Here is a 17,063-nt window from a genome sequence, read left to right as displayed (position 1 = left end):
TTAATGAAAAATAAGTAAAAACTCAACTATTGACAACCAATGATAACTATTTGTAAACGTTTTTCACTTATACCATAGTTCGTGACAGTTCCTACTTTTTTTGATAAAATCATACAGTATGCCCTTGGGCACAAAGTATGAACTGGGACTGTTTTTCCCAGCTTCGGAGGTAAAAAATGTCAGATTCACCAATCAAATATCGTTTGATTAAGAAAGAAAAACACACAGGAGCTCGTCTGGGAGAAATCATCACTCCCCACGGCACCTTCCCGACGCCTATGTTTATGCCAGTTGGAACTCAAGCTACTGTCAAAACTCAGTCACCTGAAGAATTGAAGGAGATGGGTTCGGGAATTATCCTATCAAACACCTATCACTTGTGGCTTCGTCCTGGAGATGAACTCATTGCACGTGCAGGTGGTCTCCACAAGTTCATGAATTGGGACCAGCCTATTTTGACAGATAGTGGTGGTTTCCAGGTTTATTCCTTAGCAGATAGCCGTAATATCACAGAAGAAGGAGTAACCTTTAAAAACCATCTCAATGGTTCCAAGATGTTCTTATCACCAGAGAAGGCCATCTCCATTCAGAATAATCTGGGCTCAGACATCATGATGTCCTTTGACGAATGTCCTCAGTTTTATCAACCATACGACTACGTTAAGAAATCAATCGAGCGTACCAGTCGTTGGGCTGAGCGTGGTTTGAAGGCTCACCGTCGTCCGCATGACCAAGGGTTATTTGGGATTGTGCAGGGGGCAGGATTTGAAGACCTTCGTCGCCAATCAGCTCATGATCTTGTCAGCATGGACTTCCCAGGCTACTCTATCGGTGGCTTGGCAGTGGGAGAAACCCACGAAGAGATGAATGCGGTCTTGGACTTTACAACTCAACTGCTGCCTGAAAACAAACCTCGCTATTTGATGGGTGTGGGAGCGCCAGACAGCTTGATTGATGGGGTGATTCGTGGGGTGGATATGTTTGACTGTGTCTTGCCGACTCGTATCGCTCGTAATGGGACTTGTATGACCAGTCAGGGACGTTTGGTTGTCAAAAATGCTCAGTTTGCTGAGGACTTTACACCACTGGATCCTGAATGTGATTGCTACACATGTAAGAACTATACACGCGCCTACCTTCGTCACCTGCTCAAGGCCGATGAAACCTTTGGTATCCGCTTGACTAGCTACCATAACCTTTACTTCTTGCTTAACCTGATGAAGCAGGTTCGACAAGCCATTATGGATGACAATCTCTTGGAGTTCCGTGAGTATTTTGTGGAAAAATATGGCTATAATAAGTCAGGACGCAATTTCTAAAACGGAATTGATATAAGCTAAAAATCCTAAGTTTTCTCTTAGGATTTTTCTTCTTTTTTTGATAGAATAAAGTGTATAATGAAAGGAAGAATAAACTCGTATGCGCATTAAATGGTTTTCCTTGATTAGGATTACAGGTTTACTTTTGGTACTCTTGTATCACTTCTTTCAGACCATCTTTCCTGGAGGATTTTTCGGGGTAGATGTCTTTTTTACATTTTCAGGTTTCCTGATTACGGCTCTACTTATCGAAGAATTTTCTAAAAATCATGAAATTGATTTACTTGGATTTTTTAGGAGGCGCTTTTATCGGATTGTGCCACCTGTGGTTTTGATGGTCTTGGTAACCATGCCTTTTACCTTTCTAGTTCGCCAAGATTATGTGGCTGGAATTGGGGGTCAGATTGCGGGTGTTTTAGGTTTCATGACCAACTTCTATGAACTTCTAACAGGTGGGAGTTATGAATCACAGTTCATTCCTCATTTGTTTGTTCATAATTGGAGCTTGGCCGTTGAGGTTCACTACTATATTCTATGGGGATTGGCAGTTTGGTTCTTATCTAAACAGGCTAAATCAAATGGTCAGTTGAAGGGGATGGTCTTTCTTTTATCTGCCACTGCCTTCTTGATCAGCTTCTTCTCCATGTTTATTGGTAGTTTTCTAGTAACCTCTTATTCCTCTGTTTACTTCTCCAGTTTAACTCATGTATATCCATTCTTTTTGGGAAGTGTGTTAGCAACTATCGTAGGCGTTCGTCAGACGACTTCCCTAGTTAAGCAATTGGATAAAATCTGGGATTTACGCAAGACCCTTTTAGTTTTTGCAGGAGGTTTTGGTTTCTTACTCATTTTGACCTTCTTTGTCAAATTTACCTATCTCTTTGCCTATCTTATGGGCTTCTTGCTTGCCAGCCTTGCAGCCCTTGCTATGATTCTGGCGGCGCGTGTCTTACATGAAAAGACTCCTAACGTACAGGAGCCAAAGATGATCAGCTTTTTAGCAGATACTAGCTATGCAGTTTATCTCTTCCATTGGCCTTTTTATATCATTTTCTCACAGTTGACATCAAATCTTTTTGCTGTGTTACTGACTTTGATTTGTTCTTATGGATTTGCCAGTCTTTCATTTTATGTATTGGAGCCGTGGATTGCAGGCAAGAACACACCTATTTTACAAACTATTCGTCCCCTGCCTTATATTCACGCAATTTTTGCAACAAGTACAGGAATCTTGGCCTTCATTGTCTTCTTAGTGACTTTGTTGGCACCACAAGTGGGAGCGTTTGAGACAGACTTAACTGTCAATGGTTTGAAGCAAGCTGCAACAAATATTAGCCAAACCAAGGTGATGACAGAACGGGCAGATGCAAACAGTTTGGGGATTGCTGATGGCACTATGTTAATTGGTGACTCGGTGGCCTTAAGGGCAAATACAGCGTTGCAGACAGCCCTTCCAGGGGCACAGATTAATGCACAAGTCAGTAGAACAACCAAGACTGCCAACGAAATCATGCTCAACAATAGCCAGAATAAATTTCTACCAAAGATGGTGGTTATTGCAACTGGGGTAAATAATCCTGAAAGTTACAAGGAAGATTGGGATAGTATCGTGAAAAATCTTCCTAAGGGACATCATATGGTTTTGGTGACTCCTTATGAAGGAGATAAGACAAAAGAGACCTATGCAATCGTTGAGAAGGCTGCTGCCTATATGAGAGAATTGGCAGAGAAGACTCCTTATATCACCATTGCTGATTGGAATCAAGTTGCTAAGGAACATCCAGAGATCTGGACAGGAACAGACCAAGTCCATTTCGGAAGTGACATTAGCAAAATTGAAGCCGGAGCAAAATTGTATGCAGATACCATTGCTACAGCTTTGCAAACAGCTCAAGACAAACCAGTCAAATCAAAATAACTTGTATTAAAAAGAAAAGAGTTGGAGAAATCCAGCTCTTTTAAAATATCTCTAGAAAATAGGTCTATACCATTTACAAATGAATCAGAAAGGTTTATAATGTAATTGACATAATAAATATCAAAAGTAATCTTTTAAGGAGGTCATTATTATGCCTAATTACGTTAAAGCGGATCAGTTTTTCTATCCATTTGGCATTCGTCGCGGTGGGTACTTAGAACTTGTTGATGGCAAATTTGGGAAACATGTGGATCAAATTCCTGAAGGAGCAGAGGTTCTTGACTATACTGGTTATAGCATTGCACCAGGTCTTGTGGATACTCATATTCATGGATATGCAGGTGTAGATGTGATGGACAACAATATTGAAGGTACATTGCATACTATGAGTGAAGGACTTCTTAGTACCGGTGTTACCAGTTTCTTGCCCACAACTTTAACAGCCACTTATGAGCAATTGCTTGCAGTCACTGAAAATCTTGGAAACCATTATAAAGAAGCAACAGGTGCTAAGATTCGTGGGATTTATTATGAAGGTCCATATTTCACAGAAACTTTTAAGGGGGCACAAAATCCAACTTATATGAGAGACCCGGGTGTTGAGGAGTTTCATTCTTGGCAGGATGCTGCAAAAGGGATGCTAAATAAAATCGCTATTGCACCAGAACGTGATGGGGTGGAAGATTTTGTACGTACTATTACAGGTGAAGGTGTGACAGTTGCACTTGGACACTCAGATGCGACATTTGAACAAGCTAAGAAGGCAGTTGATGCTGGAGCTAGTGTATGGGTACATGCCTATAATGGGATGCGTGGTTTAACACACCGCGAACTAGGTATGGTAGGAGCTATGTATGAGCTCCCACATACTTACGCAGAATTGATTTGTGATGGTTATCACGTAGATCCAAAAGCTTGTGAGATTTTACTTAAGCAAAAGGGGACAGAAAACATCGCTCTTATTACGGACTGTATGACAGCTGGTGGGCTTGAAGACGGTGACTATATGTTGGGAGAATTCCCTGTTGTAGTAGCAAATGGAACTGCACGTCTCAAATCTACTGGTAATTTGGCAGGTTCTATCCTCAAACTTAAAGATGGTATGAGAAATGTAGTCGAGTGGGGTATTGCAAATCCGCATGAAGCAGTCATGATGGCCAGCCTTAACCCAGCAAAATCTGTTCACATTGATGATGTCTGTGGTCAAATCCGTGAAGGTTATGATGCGGACTTTATCGTATTAGATAAAGATTTGGAATTGGTAGCAACCTACCTAGACGGTGTGAAACGTTATCAAGCATAAGAGAAAAAGCAGAAGTTAGAGATTAGCTTCTGCTTTTTTATCTATATTGCTTTACCGGTAAATAAAAAAGTTAAAAAAATCACAAAAAAACTTGAAGAAACAAATGAAAAGGCTTACAATTATATTATAAATAGTACAAATAAAAAAACGGAGGAATGCTTTATGAAAGCCTATACTTATGTTAAACCAGGACTTGCTTCTTTTGTTGATGTAGACAAACCAGTGCTTCGCAAGCCAACAGACGCTATTGTGCGTATCGTAAAAACTACTATTTGTGGAACAGACCTCCATATTATCAAAGGGGATGTTCCTGCTTGCCAAAGTGGTACCATTCTTGGCCACGAAGGGATTGGGATTGTTGAAGAAGTTGGGGAAGGAGTTTCGAACTTCAAAAAAGGCGATAAGGTCTTGATTTCTTGTGTCTGTGCCTGTGGTAAATGCTACTACTGTAAAAAAGGAATTTATGCCCACTGTGAAGACGAAGGGGGCTGGATTTTCGGTCACCTGATTGATGGTATGCAGGCTGAATATTTACGTGTCCCTCATGCAGATAACACTCTTTACCACACTCCAGAAGACTTGTCAGATGAAGCCTTGGTTATGCTATCAGACATTCTGCCTACTGGGTATGAAATTGGTGTCTTGAAAGGGAAAGTAGAACCTGGTTGTAGTGTAGCCATTATTGGTTCAGGCCCAGTTGGTTTAGCAGCTCTTTTGACAGCTCAATTCTATTCACCAGCTAAATTGATTATGGTGGACTTAGACGATAATCGCTTGGAAACTGCTCTATCATTCGGTGCGACTCATAAGGTTAATTCTTCAGACCCTGAAAAAGCGATTAAAGAAATTTATGATTTGACAGATGGACGTGGTGTGGATGTCGCTATCGAAGCCGTTGGTATTCCTGCAACATTTGATTTCTGTCAAAAGATTATCGGTGTAGATGGAACAGTTGCCAACTGTGGTGTACATGGTAAACCAGTCGAATTCGATTTGGACAAACTTTGGATTCGCAACATCAATGTAACAACTGGTTTGGTATCTACAAATACAACTCCACAATTGTTGAAAGCACTTGAAAGTCATAAGATTGAACCAGAAAAATTGGTAACTCACTATTTCAAACTTAGTGAAATTGAAAAAGCCTATGAAGTCTTCAGTAAGGCAGCAGATCACCATGCCATTAAGGTCATTATCGAAAACGATATTTCTGAAGCCTAGGTAGTAAAAAGATTTTGGAACATAAGCAAATAGAAATTCAGTCATCCATCAGATGGCTGGATTTTTTATCAAGAAATTAAGAAATGAGCATATTTCTTTCCTTGTTTAGCGGAATTGGTTATAATATACGGTACAAAGGAATGAATGAATATGTATCGTGTTATAGAAATGTACGGAGATTTTGAACCGTGGTGGTTCTTAGAAGGTTGGGAAGAAGATATTGTAGCAAGTAAGAAATTTGACCAGTATTATGATGCTCTCAAATACTATAAAACTTGCTGGTTTAGATTGGAACAAGAATCCCCTCTTTATAAAAGCAGAAGTGACTTGATGACCATTTTTTGGGATCCAGAAGACCAACGCTGGTGTGATGAATGTGATGAATATTTACAACAATACCATTCTTTGGCTCTTTTACAGGATGAGCAGGTTATTCCAGATGAAAAACTACGCCCAGGCTATGAAAAACAAACAGGTAAGGAAAGGCACCGTTCTTGCCGTATGAAATTAAAATAGAGAAAAAGTAACTTTTTTGGAGTTGCTTTTTTTATTTTTCCAAATCTTTGCGAATAGTATAGGTGAGGAGGTAAGTATGGTTCAAGAAATTGCACAAGAAATCATTCGTTCGGCTCGGAAAAAAGGGGCGCAGGATATTTATTTTGTTCCTAAGTTAGACGCTTATGAGCTTCATATGAGGGTCGGAGACGAGCGCTGTAAAATTGGTTGTTATGATTTTGAAAAATTTGCGGCCGTTATCAGTCATTTCAAGTTTGTGGCAGGTATGAATGTGGGAGAGAAGCGACGTAGTCAGCTGGGTTCCTGCGATTATGCCTATGACGATAAGATGGCGTCCTTACGCTTATCTACCATAGGTGATTATCGAGGTCATGAGAGTTTAGTTATTCGCTTGTTGCACGATGAGGAGCAGGACTTGCATTTTTGGTTTCAGGATATTGAAGAATTGGGCAAGCAGTACAGGCAACGAGGACTCTATCTTTTTGCTGGTCCAGTCGGCAGTGGTAAGACGACCTTGATGCACGAATTAGCCAAGTCTCTTTTTAAGGGACAACAAGTCATGTCCATTGAAGATCCGGTAGAAATCAAACAAGAGGATATGCTACAGTTGCAGTTGAATGAAGCAATCGGGTTGACCTATGAAAATCTAATCAAACTTTCCTTGCGTCATCGACCAGATCTCTTGATTATCGGAGAAATTCGAGACAGCGAAACGGCGCGTGCAGTGGTCAGAGCCAGTTTGACAGGTGCGACAGTCTTTTCAACCATTCATGCCAAGAGTATCCGAGGAGTTTATGAACGTTTACTGGAGTTGGGCGTGAGTGAGGAGGAATTGGCAGTCGTTCTGCAAGGAGTCTGCTACCAGAGATTGATTGGGGGAGGAGGAATCGTTGACTTTGCAAACAAAAACTATCAAGAACACCAGCCAACTAGCTGGAATGAACAGATTGACCAGCTTCTTAAAGATGGACATATCACAAGTCTTCAGGCTGAAACGGAAAAAATTATCTACAGCTAAGCAAAAAAATATCATCACCCTGTTTAATAATCTCTTTTCCAGCGGTTTTCATCTGGTGGAGACTATCTCCTTTTTAGATAGGAGTGCCTTGTTGGACAAGCAGTGCGTGACCCAGATGCGCACAGGTTTGTCTCAGGGAAAATCATTCTCAGAAATGATGGAAAGTTTGGGATTTTCAAGTGCTATTGTCACTCAGTTATCCCTAGCTGAAGTTCATGGGAATCTCCACCTGAGTTTGGGAAAGATAGAAGAGTATCTAGACAATCTGGCCAAGGTCAAGAAAAAACTAATTGAAGTAGCGACCTATCCCTTGATTTTGCTGGGCTTTCTTTTCTTAATTATGCTGGGGTTGCGTAACTATTTATTACCACAACTGGATAGTAGCAATATTGCCACCCAAATTATCGGCAATCTGCCACAAATTTTTCTAGGAATGGTAGGCTTTGTTTCAGTAGGTGTCCTTTTAGCACTCACTTTTTATAAAAGAAGTTCGAAGATGCGCGTCTTTTCTATCTTGGCACGCCTTCCCTTCTTTGGAATTTTTGTGCAGACCTATCTGACAGCCTATTATGCGCGTGAATGGGGTAATATGATTTCTCAAGGGATGGAACTGACGCAGATTTTTCAAATGATGCAGGAACAAGGTTCCCAGCTCTTTAAAGAAATCGGTCGAGATTTGGCTCAATCCCTACAAAATGGTCGGGAATTTTCTCAGACTATAGGAATCTATCCTTTCTTTAAGAAGGAGTTGAGTCTCATTATCGAGTATGGGGAAGTCAAGTCCAAGCTGGGTAGTGAGTTGGAAATCTATGCTGAAAAAACTTGGGAAGCCTTTTTTACCCGAGTCAACCGCACCATGAATCTGGTGCAGCCACTGGTTTTTATCTTTGTGGCTCTGATTATCGTTTTACTTTATGCGGCAATGCTCATGCCCATGTATCAAAATATGGAGGTAAATTTTTAAAATGAAAAAAATGATGACATTCTTGAAAAAAGCTAAGGTTAAAGCTTTCACACTTGTGGAGATGTTGGTGGTCTTGCTCATCATCAGCGTGCTTCTCTTGCTCTTTGTACCTAATTTGACCAAGCAAAAAGAGGCGGTCAATGACAAAGGAAAAGCTGCTGTTGTTAAGGTTGTGGAAAGTCAGGCAGAACTTTATAGCTTGGATAAAAATGAAGATGCTAGCCTAAGTAAGTTACAAGCAGATGGGCGAATCACGGAAGAACAGGCTAAAGCTTATAAAGAATACCATGCTAAACAAAATACCAGTCAAACCGTTGCAGATTAAGGCCTTTACCATGCTGGAAAGCCTCTTGGTTTTGGGTCTTGTGAGTATCCTTGCCTTGGGCTTGTCCGGCTCTGTTCAGTCCACTTTTGCGGCGGTAGAGGAGCAGATTTTCTTTATGGAGTTTGAAGAACTCTATCGGGAAACTCAAAAACGCAGTGTAGCTAGTCAGCAAAAGACTAGTCTAAACTTAGATGGGCAGACGATCAGTAATGGAAGTCAAAAGTTGACAGTTCCTAAAGGAATTCAGGCACCATCAGGCCAAAACATTACATTTGACCGAGCTGGGGGCAATTCGTCCCTGGCTAAGGTTGAATTTCAGACCAGTAAAGGAGCGATTCGTTATCAATTATATCTAGGAAATGGAAAAATTAAACGCATTAAGGAAACAAAAAATTAGGGCAGTAATTTTACTGGAAGCAGTAGTCGCTCTAGCTATCTTTGCCAGCATTGCGACCCTCCTTTTGGGACAAATTCAAAAAAATAGGCAAGAAGAAGCAAAAATCTTGCAAAAGGAAGAAGTCTTGAGGGTAGCTAAGATGGCCTTGCAGACAGGTCAAAATCAGGTAAACATAAATGGAGTTGAGATTCAGGTGTTTTCTAGTGAAAAGGGATTGGAGGTCTACCATGGTTCAGAACAGTTGTTGGCTATCAAAGAGCCATAAGGTCAAGGCTTTTACCTTGTTGGAATCCTTGATTGCCCTCATTGTCATCAGTGGAAGTTTACTCCTCTTTCAAGCCATGAGTCAGCTCCTCATTTCAGAAGTTCGCTACCAGCAACAAAGCGAGCAAAAAGAGTGGCTCTTGTTTGTGGATCAGCTGGAGACAGAATTAGACCGTTCACAGTTCGAAAAAGTGGAGGGCAATCGCCTCTATATGAAGCAGGATGGTAAGGACATCGCCATCGGTAAGTCAAAATCAGATGATTTTCGGAAAACCGATGCCAGTGGACGGGGTTATCAGCCGATGGTTTATGGCCTCAAATCTGCGCAGATTACAGAGGACAATCAACTGGTTCGTTTTCGTTTCCAGTTCCAAAAAGGCTTAGAAAGGGAGTTCATCTATCGTGTGGAAAAAGAAAAAAGTTAAGGCAGGTGTTCTCCTCTATGCAGTCACCATGGCAGCCATCTTTAGTCTTTTGTTACAATTTTACTTGAACCGACAAGTCGCCCACTATCAAGAATATGCTTTAAATAAAGAAAAATTGGTTGCTTTTGCTATGGCCAAGAGAACCAAAGATAAGGTTGAGAAAGAAAGTGGAGAACAGACCTTTAATCTGGGTCAGGTGAGTTATCAAAATAAGAAAACAAGCTTGGTGACGACGGTTCGTACGCCTAAGAGTCAATATGAATTCATCTTTCCTTCAGTCAAAATCAAAGAAGAGAAAAGAGATAAAAAGGAAGAGGTAGTGACTGATTCAAGTAATCAAGCAGAGAAGAAAAAATCAGAAGAGAAGGTCGAAAAGAAAGATAATTCTTAGCCAATCAAGCTACTTTGTGTTAAACTAAAAGCATGAAACATGATTTTAACCACAAAGCAGAAACTTTCGATTCCCCTAAAAATATCTTCCTTGCAAACTTGGTTTGTCAAGCAGTCGAGAAACAGATTGATCTTCTATCAGACAAAGAAATTTTGGATTTCGGTGGAGGGACGGGGCTATTAGCCTTGCCTCTGGCCAAGCAAGCCAAGTTCGTTACTCTTGTAGACATTTCTGAGAAAATGCTGGAGCAAGCTCGTTTGAAAGCGGAGCAGCAAGGCATCAAGAATATCCAGCTTTTGGAGCAAGATTTACTGGGAACTCCCTTGAAGCAAGAGTTTGAACTCATTGTTGTTTGTCGGGTTCTTCATCATATGCCTGATTTGGATGCGGCTCTCTCACTGTTTCATCAACATTTGAAGGAAGATGGACAACTCCTACTTGCTGATTTTACCAAGACAGAAGCTAACCATCATGGATTTGATTTAGCTGAACTGGAAAACAAGCTAGCCCAGTTTGGTTTTTCGAGCATTGACAGTAAGATTCTTTACAGTGCTGAAGACCTGTTTCAAGGAAATTACTCAGAACTCTTTTTAACAGTAGCCCAAAAATCACTCGCCTAGTCAGGGAGTGATTTTTTTAGGTACGACGGGCATGACGTTCATCTGAGGTGTGAGTCCTCCGTGGGCACCTGCTACCGGTGAACCAAATAGCGATTCCAAAGTCTGATTATCATGAGCTAGTAGAGGGAGGAAGGGATAGCGAAATCGTGGCTCTACGAACAGAAAGAGCATAGAAAGTTGTATACAGTTTTGAAGTCTTTTGCCTGTTTTACTAGTTTTATACAGAAAATATACACACTCTATCCGATATATATATATATATATATTAAATAAAGCGATTTGCTGATTTTATTACTATTTTTGGCGTGGTTCGATTTACGGAAATATCAATGTTAGATAGCATTATACATAGAATTGAATAATAAAACTTTTTATCATAAGCTTATATTGAGTTGACTTAATATTTTCAAAGAAGTAGAATATAATTAGGGGAAAATACCTTTTTAGAAGAAGGAGTTAAATATGTTTTTTAGAAGACAAAAAGGTGAATATAGAGAAACGGATCGTGTGACCCGTTTCAAGTTGATCAAGTCGGGTAAGCATTGGTTGCGTGCCTCGACTTCTCAATTTGGCCTCTTTAAAGTCTTGCGTGGTGGTGTAGATGCTGCTCAGGTAACAACTGAAATGATCGAAGAGCAATCAGCAAATACACTGACTGGATTGGATATCCTGAAAGGGATAGCCGCAGCAGGGACGGTACTTGGAGGAGCAGTTGCAACACAAACAACTGTTTATGCCAACGACGCTCTTGAAAAGACAGTAGAGTCAAATCAAACACTTGCGAATACAGACACAGTAACTTTGGGAACAGTAAAAGATCAGGAGGGGGCTCAAGCCGACAGCCTATCAGTTTCTGTCAGCCAAAGCCAATCCTTGTCTGAGGAAGCTTCCAAGAATGCAAGTAAGCATCTTTCAGAAAGTGAAAGCCAATCAGTAAGTACTTCAACAAGTGCTTCTGTATCAGCCAGTACATCTGCTTCTGCAAGTGCAAGTACAAGTGCATCTGAGTCAGCCTCAACAAGTGCTTCTCAATCACAAGCTGGAGTAACTTCTGAACTTGCAAAACCAGTAGCATCAGAAACAGCTTCAAACAAAGAGACATCTGTTCGTAAGGAAGATGCAGCTAATGCGACAGCTGGCGCAGCTCTTTCAAAAGTTATCACTGAAAGCCTCGCATCTCTACAAGCAGTCGAAACTCGTTTGAGTCAAATCACATCAACGACTTCAAGTTTGGTGGATACGACGACAACAGCTGCCGTAGCGACTACAGTATCTGCTGAGAGCAACAAGAAAGCTCAAGAAGACCGCAAACGTCTATCTAAAATCTCAGCGACTATGGGTGAATACCTCGCTAAGTCTATCGGTCTGCCAAATACAGAAGCAGCGGTTGCTAAGGTTAATGCAGCTGTAACAGCTATCGAAGAAGCGCTGAAAAATCCAAATGCTGACTTGACAGATGTTATCAAGCAAGCTACATCTGCGCAAAACTCAATCGTTAACGCTGTTCTCCGTGCTAATAACGGTAAACGTAGTGTGCTAAATGGTAGACGGATGGAGAGAGGAGTTAGCTTTAGGGAGGTAGCGCCTGAGAATAGCAATCCAACATTTTTAACAGCCTCTGTAGGATACGTAGTTAATAAAGGTGAAGCTAACGACCATAACTCTAAAGCGAACATATATAAAGAAGGAACTTATTTATATGCTACAGAAGGAAGAACAGGTAATGGAATAGCTCCTGGTCCTGCTAATACTGCTTCACGTGTTTTGGTTCAAAATATTGGTGACCAAGTTTTGATGACAGCAACTCGTACGGGGCGTACAACTCAATGGGAAGTTACCTTTAATAGAGGTGGAGACCCTCATGATAATCCTTACTTTTACTTTACTGTTCCAAAAGGGCATAACATTACTCATATGGAAGTGTGGCAAAAGGACCGAGCAGAAGCGGGTTGGAACCTTTTGGGAAGCAGCAATGGGAATAACGCTTTCACCCATAATGAGAAAAGTGGAGATTTAAGAGCCGCTGTCGGAAATGCACATAATAACCAAGGTGGCCCTTACTATGAAAATGTAGCTGGTGTAGGCCCAAGTGGTGTAGGCCGTGGTTCACTCACAAGTTTGCGAGATTTTGCATATAATAATCCAGAGGTTTTTTATCAAACAGATAAAATATCGGATGAAACTAAAAAAGCTGGGGACTTTGCTTTTACTTCTATTGAAAATGCGACAGCGAATGTATACGCTCTTAATCCTAGAGGTTCAGCTCGTTTAGAAGGGTATAAAATCAAATATACGACAGATAGTCCAGAAGATACTAATGATTTTTATATGGCTGGTTTCCGTTCCCTGGAAAATTCACGTCATAGAAACTATCTGCAAATGAATGGGTCTCCAGACCGCTATTGGCTGGAGTTGAAAAAAATGTTCCTTCTACGTTTTTGAAGTATGGTGGATTAAATCAGTTAACTTCGGGTAGCGTTAGCCAGATTGCTGATGTCTACGATAAAGTAACAGGTAAGAAGACTGCAGCTCCTGGAGGAACAGTAACCTATGCGATCAGGGGAACCAATTATAGGAACGAGGAACTCAGTGGAGCAAATAGTCGAGATATTCCTTTTGATAAAGGTGTCAATGAGCTGATTGTTAAGACTTCGAATGCGGGTTCCTATACTCTTCCATTTCGAATTGTTACACAGGCTGATGTCTATGAGCCTGTTATTAATCAAACTTTAGCTGCTAAACAAATTACCAAAGGGCAACAGATTGACCCAGCATCTATTATTCAGAAAATTGATGATAAGTCAAGCACAATTTCAGGTTTCGCCCTTCCTGATGATATGGGTACCTATAACGATCAAATTGATAGAACTCCAAGGCCGAGTCCATTTGTTCACAATGGTAAAGTTCTCCCAAATACAGATCAAGTCTCATCGAATGTGCAAGGTACAGACAGACAGAAGGCGTTAAACGTTAAGAGTGTTGAATGGGTTGGTGGTAGTAATCAAATTGGTTCGGGTATAGGAGAAAATATGGCTGTGAAAGCCATGTTAAATGGTAAGGAAGTTTACTTGCCTGTTCCCCCTACTATGGAAGTGTCTAGACTAGGTTCTCCTTTGACGGAGCGAGATAAACAAGCTATTCTCGCCCATAATGATTTACAAGGAAAAGCACAAATTACTGGAACTAAAGTAGGACTAAGCAAGCAACTTAAGACTGTTTATAGAGATGATGAGGGTGGCGATTCAGTCGATGTTTCAGAAGTTTTCTTTGAAAATGTTGCTAAGTCTACTGCAACAAAACCTCAAGTTAATCCTAAAAATGATGGCAGTGTCGTTGTTAGTCCTGCGGTCGATAATGATAAAGTGAATATATCCTATACACCGACTACGTCTACAACTGCTAACACTCCTACTCAAATTACGATTAAAAAATCTGGAACTGCATGGGAAAGTAGCGATCCTCTTCCAGCTGGGGTGACTTTAGATAAATCGACTGGTAATGTGACTATTTCCGAAGAGGCAGTCAAAGATAACACTCTAGTTAATGCAACGTCTTATAACTTTAACTCAGATGGAGCTACAACCACTGCTACTGCGAAGGCACCGTATAGAGCTAAAACAGATCGTTTTTATGCCGTTGAAGGAGAAAATCCTAGTAAACTTACCCCTCATGACTTTGTTGTAGATGGTGATGGTAGAGCCCTACCTTCAAATACCAACGTTACTTGGAAAAATGGAGCTCCAGATTTATCTACACCTGGTGATAAAACAGCAACCTTGCTCGTTACTAAAGGAAATGAGACTAAGGAAGTTGAGTATAAATATACTGTTTATCCAAAGATTGAGACAAAAACCGCGAATGGAGTCACAGGTAAGTTCTTTGCATTTAAAGGAACGCAAGGATCAGGCCTTAGTAGAGTCGACGGAGGCTGGGCTAATAACTATGGTAGAGATACGTTTATATATACCAATAGTAAATCGCTACCTTCAGGGACTAAGTGGTCCTATAAGTATCAATTAAATGGGACAGGTTCGGAGAAAACAACTGATATTGCTAAAAATGGAACACCGACTTTTGGTGATGTATGGTATACAACCAAGGAGGATTCAAGGTGGGCGGATCCTGTAAGTCACAGGACGACCTATACTGTGACAGCTGTCTATCCAACAGGTCGCTTTGGAGCTGAGTCGGATCCTACTCGTGCTTTGAAGAGCGAGACAACATTTGAGTATACGGTAGTTGATCCAGTAGCCAAGCAAGAGTATGTTACAACAGTTGGGAATACAGGACCTTTGAATGAGATTATTACGGATCCAGGCAAGGCGATTAAGAATTCGAATCCTAGTGTACCGATTCCTAACGGTCCAGAGGAAGCGACTACAACCACTTACAGCTGGAGAACTGCACCAGGTGCTAGCACAGTAAGTACTCCAGGTATCAAAAAGGAAGATGTCACAGTTACCTTACCAAAAGGATCTCAAACTGCGGATAATAGTCATGCAATCGTTCCTGTAACTATCAAAGTTAGACCAAAACCACCACAAATTTCAGATGACCAGTTGACAAATACAGGTGGTCTTCCAAGTAAAGGAATTACCGTAACGAATGCATTGCCAAATGCGCAGGTCACCTTGACAATCGGCGGTAAGACTCTTACTAAACAAGCAGATGGTACTGGAAATGTAACCTTCTCTTCAACCGATGTTGCAGATAGCAATGGTCTTCTACCAACAGGAAATGTAACAGTTAAACAAAGTAAGGAATTCCTTAATCCTGTAACAAATCATAATGAGACATTGGAATCAGATGTAAGCCGTGTTGAAATCAGCAAGGAAACTGAAGCGCCAAAAGTTACTGTTAAGGTAGAAGTACTTGATAAGTCTACAAATAAATGGGGAGAAGCTCCGAAGACGACAGATGGCAAGAGCAAAATATATGCTGGAGATCAATTCCGTGTCAGGGTTGAAACATCTGATAACAGTGGCAAAATTACTAGAGTTGAAGCTTGGGATAATGAAAGCAACGAAAGCAATACTCATCGTATAGGGAACTTAATTTCAAGCCCACATGCTAAAGAAGATGCGACTAATCAAGTAAGGGAAAGTGATAACAGAATCATCGACGCTTCTAACGATCATCCATATACTCACGAGTTGACAGGCACAGCGACTTATAACCCAAACCAGGTATTTAATCCAGAAGAAAATTATACTAACACTGCAACTCCTAACAATGCTCCAACCAACAATACTTGGACACGCTATGCTAAAGTACGAGATATAAATGGCAATCTGGGTGTTGCTAAGTTTGTGATTATACAAGCTCCATTAAGTGAGAAATATAGTCCAGAGTCACCGGTGATTCAGGTGGAGAATCTTACTACACCAACAGAAGCTGATAAGAAAAAGATTCTAAAAGCGATTGAAGATGCGAATCCTAACAAGCAGATAAAAACTGTCTCTGTAGGTAGAGATGGTATGGTCACAGTTACCTATAATGATGATACGACGGATATATTTAAGCCGAAATTATCTGACTCGGATTACAGATCTCAAAGTGCCTCAACAAGTGCAGTAGCGTCTACGTCAGCGTCAACAAGCGCAGTAGCGTCTACGTCAGCAAGTACTAGCGCTGTAGCCTCTACATCAGCAAGCACAAGCGCTGTAGCCTCTACCTCAGCGTCAACAAGCGCCGTAGCGTCTACCTCAGCGTCAACAAGTGCGGTAGCGTCTACATCAGCAAGCACAAGTGCGGTAGCATCTACATCAGCATCGACCAGCGCGGTAGCGTCTACCTCAGCATCAACAAGCGCCGTAGCTTCTACCTCAGCGTCAACAAGTGCGGTAGCTTCTACCTCAGCAAGCACAAGCGCTGTAGCGTCTACCTCAGCGTCAACAAGTGCAGTAGCGTCTACCTCAGCAAGCACAAGTGCAGTAGCGTCTACGTCAGCGTCAACAAGTGCGGTAGCGTCTACGTCAGCGTCAACAAGCGCGGTAGCGTCTACATCAGCATCAACAAGCGCCGTAGCCTCTACATCAGCGTCAACAAGTGCCGTAGCGTCTACGTCAGCAAGCACAAGCGCAGTAGCCTCTACTTCAGCGTCAACAAGCGCGGTAGCGTCTACCTCAGCATCAACAAGTGCAGTAGCGTCTACCTCAGCAAGCACAAGCGCTGTAGCGTCTACCTCAGCGTCAACAAGCGCGGTAGCGTCTACCTCAGCATCAACAAGCGCCGTAGCTTCTACCTCAGCGTCAACAAGTGCGGTAGCTTCTACATCAGCATCAACAAGCGCTGTAGCCTCTACATCAGCAAGCACAAGTGCAGTAGCGTCTACCTCAGCAAGCACAAGTGCAGTAGCGTCTACCTCAGCGTCAACAAGTGC

14 protein-coding genes and 1 pseudogene are annotated in these 17,063 nt (G+C 41.5%); all 15 read left to right on the top strand.

All coding sequences use genetic code 11. From position 1 onward, the window contains the following. The first annotated feature begins 176 nt into the window (after positions 1 to 176). Positions 177 to 1,319 carry a tRNA guanosine(34) transglycosylase Tgt gene (tgt, locus tag N8M20_RS09755; protein ID WP_001285237.1) on the top strand — a complete coding sequence of 381 codons (1,143 nt, stop codon included), beginning with the start codon at positions 177 to 179 and terminating at the stop codon, positions 1,317 to 1,319. 100 nt (positions 1,320 to 1,419) lie between these two features. Continuing rightward, on the top strand, positions 1,420 to 3,237 hold the full coding sequence (locus N8M20_RS09750; protein ID WP_261080456.1) for an acyltransferase family protein: 1,818 nt from the start codon (positions 1,420 to 1,422) through the stop codon (positions 3,235 to 3,237). Positions 3,238 to 3,388: 151 nt separating this feature from the next. Then, the gene (gene nagA / locus N8M20_RS09745) at positions 3,389 to 4,540 is read left to right on the top strand and encodes an N-acetylglucosamine-6-phosphate deacetylase (RefSeq protein ID WP_001134549.1); all 1,152 of its coding nucleotides are present in this window, start codon (positions 3,389 to 3,391) and stop codon (positions 4,538 to 4,540) included. Between the two features lie 162 nt (positions 4,541 to 4,702). After that, entirely contained in the window at positions 4,703 to 5,761 is a 1,059-nt protein-coding gene (locus N8M20_RS09740; protein ID WP_004257473.1) for a zinc-dependent alcohol dehydrogenase family protein, read from the top strand. 150 nt (positions 5,762 to 5,911) lie between these two features. Then, positions 5,912 to 6,277: a DUF1033 family protein gene (locus N8M20_RS09735; RefSeq protein ID WP_000286405.1), complete on the top strand. Its 366-nt coding sequence runs from the start codon at positions 5,912 to 5,914 to the stop codon at positions 6,275 to 6,277. A 76-nt stretch (positions 6,278 to 6,353) separates the two neighbouring features. Then, positions 6,354 to 7,295: a competence type IV pilus ATPase ComGA gene (comGA, locus tag N8M20_RS09730; RefSeq protein WP_261080455.1), complete on the top strand. Its 942-nt coding sequence runs from the start codon at positions 6,354 to 6,356 to the stop codon at positions 7,293 to 7,295. Next, the gene (gene comGB / locus N8M20_RS09725; RefSeq protein WP_261080454.1) at positions 7,243 to 8,259 is read left to right on the top strand and encodes a competence type IV pilus assembly protein ComGB; all 1,017 of its coding nucleotides are present in this window, start codon (positions 7,243 to 7,245) and stop codon (positions 8,257 to 8,259) included. The genes comGA and comGB overlap by 53 nt, the downstream gene beginning before the upstream one ends. A gap of 1 nt (position 8,260) precedes the next feature. Continuing rightward, positions 8,261 to 8,584, top strand: a complete 324-nt coding sequence (comGC, locus tag N8M20_RS09720) for a comG operon protein ComGC (protein WP_000738641.1) — start codon at positions 8,261 to 8,263, stop codon at positions 8,582 to 8,584. Next, positions 8,547 to 8,981: a competence type IV pilus minor pilin ComGD gene (comGD, locus tag N8M20_RS09715; protein WP_033628889.1), complete on the top strand. Its 435-nt coding sequence runs from the start codon at positions 8,547 to 8,549 to the stop codon at positions 8,979 to 8,981. The genes comGC and comGD overlap by 38 nt, the downstream gene beginning before the upstream one ends. Further along, positions 8,944 to 9,246: a competence type IV pilus minor pilin ComGE gene (gene comGE / locus N8M20_RS09710; protein ID WP_000413380.1), complete on the top strand. Its 303-nt coding sequence runs from the start codon at positions 8,944 to 8,946 to the stop codon at positions 9,244 to 9,246. The genes comGD and comGE overlap by 38 nt, the downstream gene beginning before the upstream one ends. Next, entirely contained in the window at positions 9,209 to 9,670 is a 462-nt protein-coding gene (gene comGF / locus N8M20_RS09705) for a competence type IV pilus minor pilin ComGF (protein ID WP_261074739.1), read from the top strand. The genes comGE and comGF overlap by 38 nt, the downstream gene beginning before the upstream one ends. Beyond that, entirely contained in the window at positions 9,648 to 10,061 is a 414-nt protein-coding gene (gene comGG / locus N8M20_RS09700) for a competence type IV pilus minor pilin ComGG (RefSeq protein WP_261080453.1), read from the top strand. The genes comGF and comGG overlap by 23 nt, the downstream gene beginning before the upstream one ends. A 32-nt stretch (positions 10,062 to 10,093) precedes the next feature. After that, the gene (locus N8M20_RS09695) at positions 10,094 to 10,681 is read left to right on the top strand and encodes a class I SAM-dependent methyltransferase (protein WP_261080452.1); all 588 of its coding nucleotides are present in this window, start codon (positions 10,094 to 10,096) and stop codon (positions 10,679 to 10,681) included. 462 nt (positions 10,682 to 11,143) lie between these two features. Beyond that, positions 11,144 to 13,123 (top strand): accessory Sec-dependent serine-rich glycoprotein adhesin, encoded by a 1,980-nt coding sequence (locus N8M20_RS10610; protein WP_314726192.1) that lies wholly within the window; start codon positions 11,144 to 11,146, stop codon positions 13,121 to 13,123. Further along, positions 13,084 to 17,063 (top strand): annotated as a pseudogene (locus N8M20_RS09685) (hypothetical protein); the annotation flags it as partial. The gene N8M20_RS10610 and the pseudogene N8M20_RS09685, both read left to right, overlap by 40 nt.

The sequence above is a fragment of the Streptococcus mitis genome (assembly GCF_946190275.1).
GTDB classification, from domain to species: domain Bacteria; phylum Bacillota; class Bacilli; order Lactobacillales; family Streptococcaceae; genus Streptococcus; species Streptococcus mitis_DC.
This window is presented reverse-complemented; position numbering and strand designations above follow the sequence as displayed.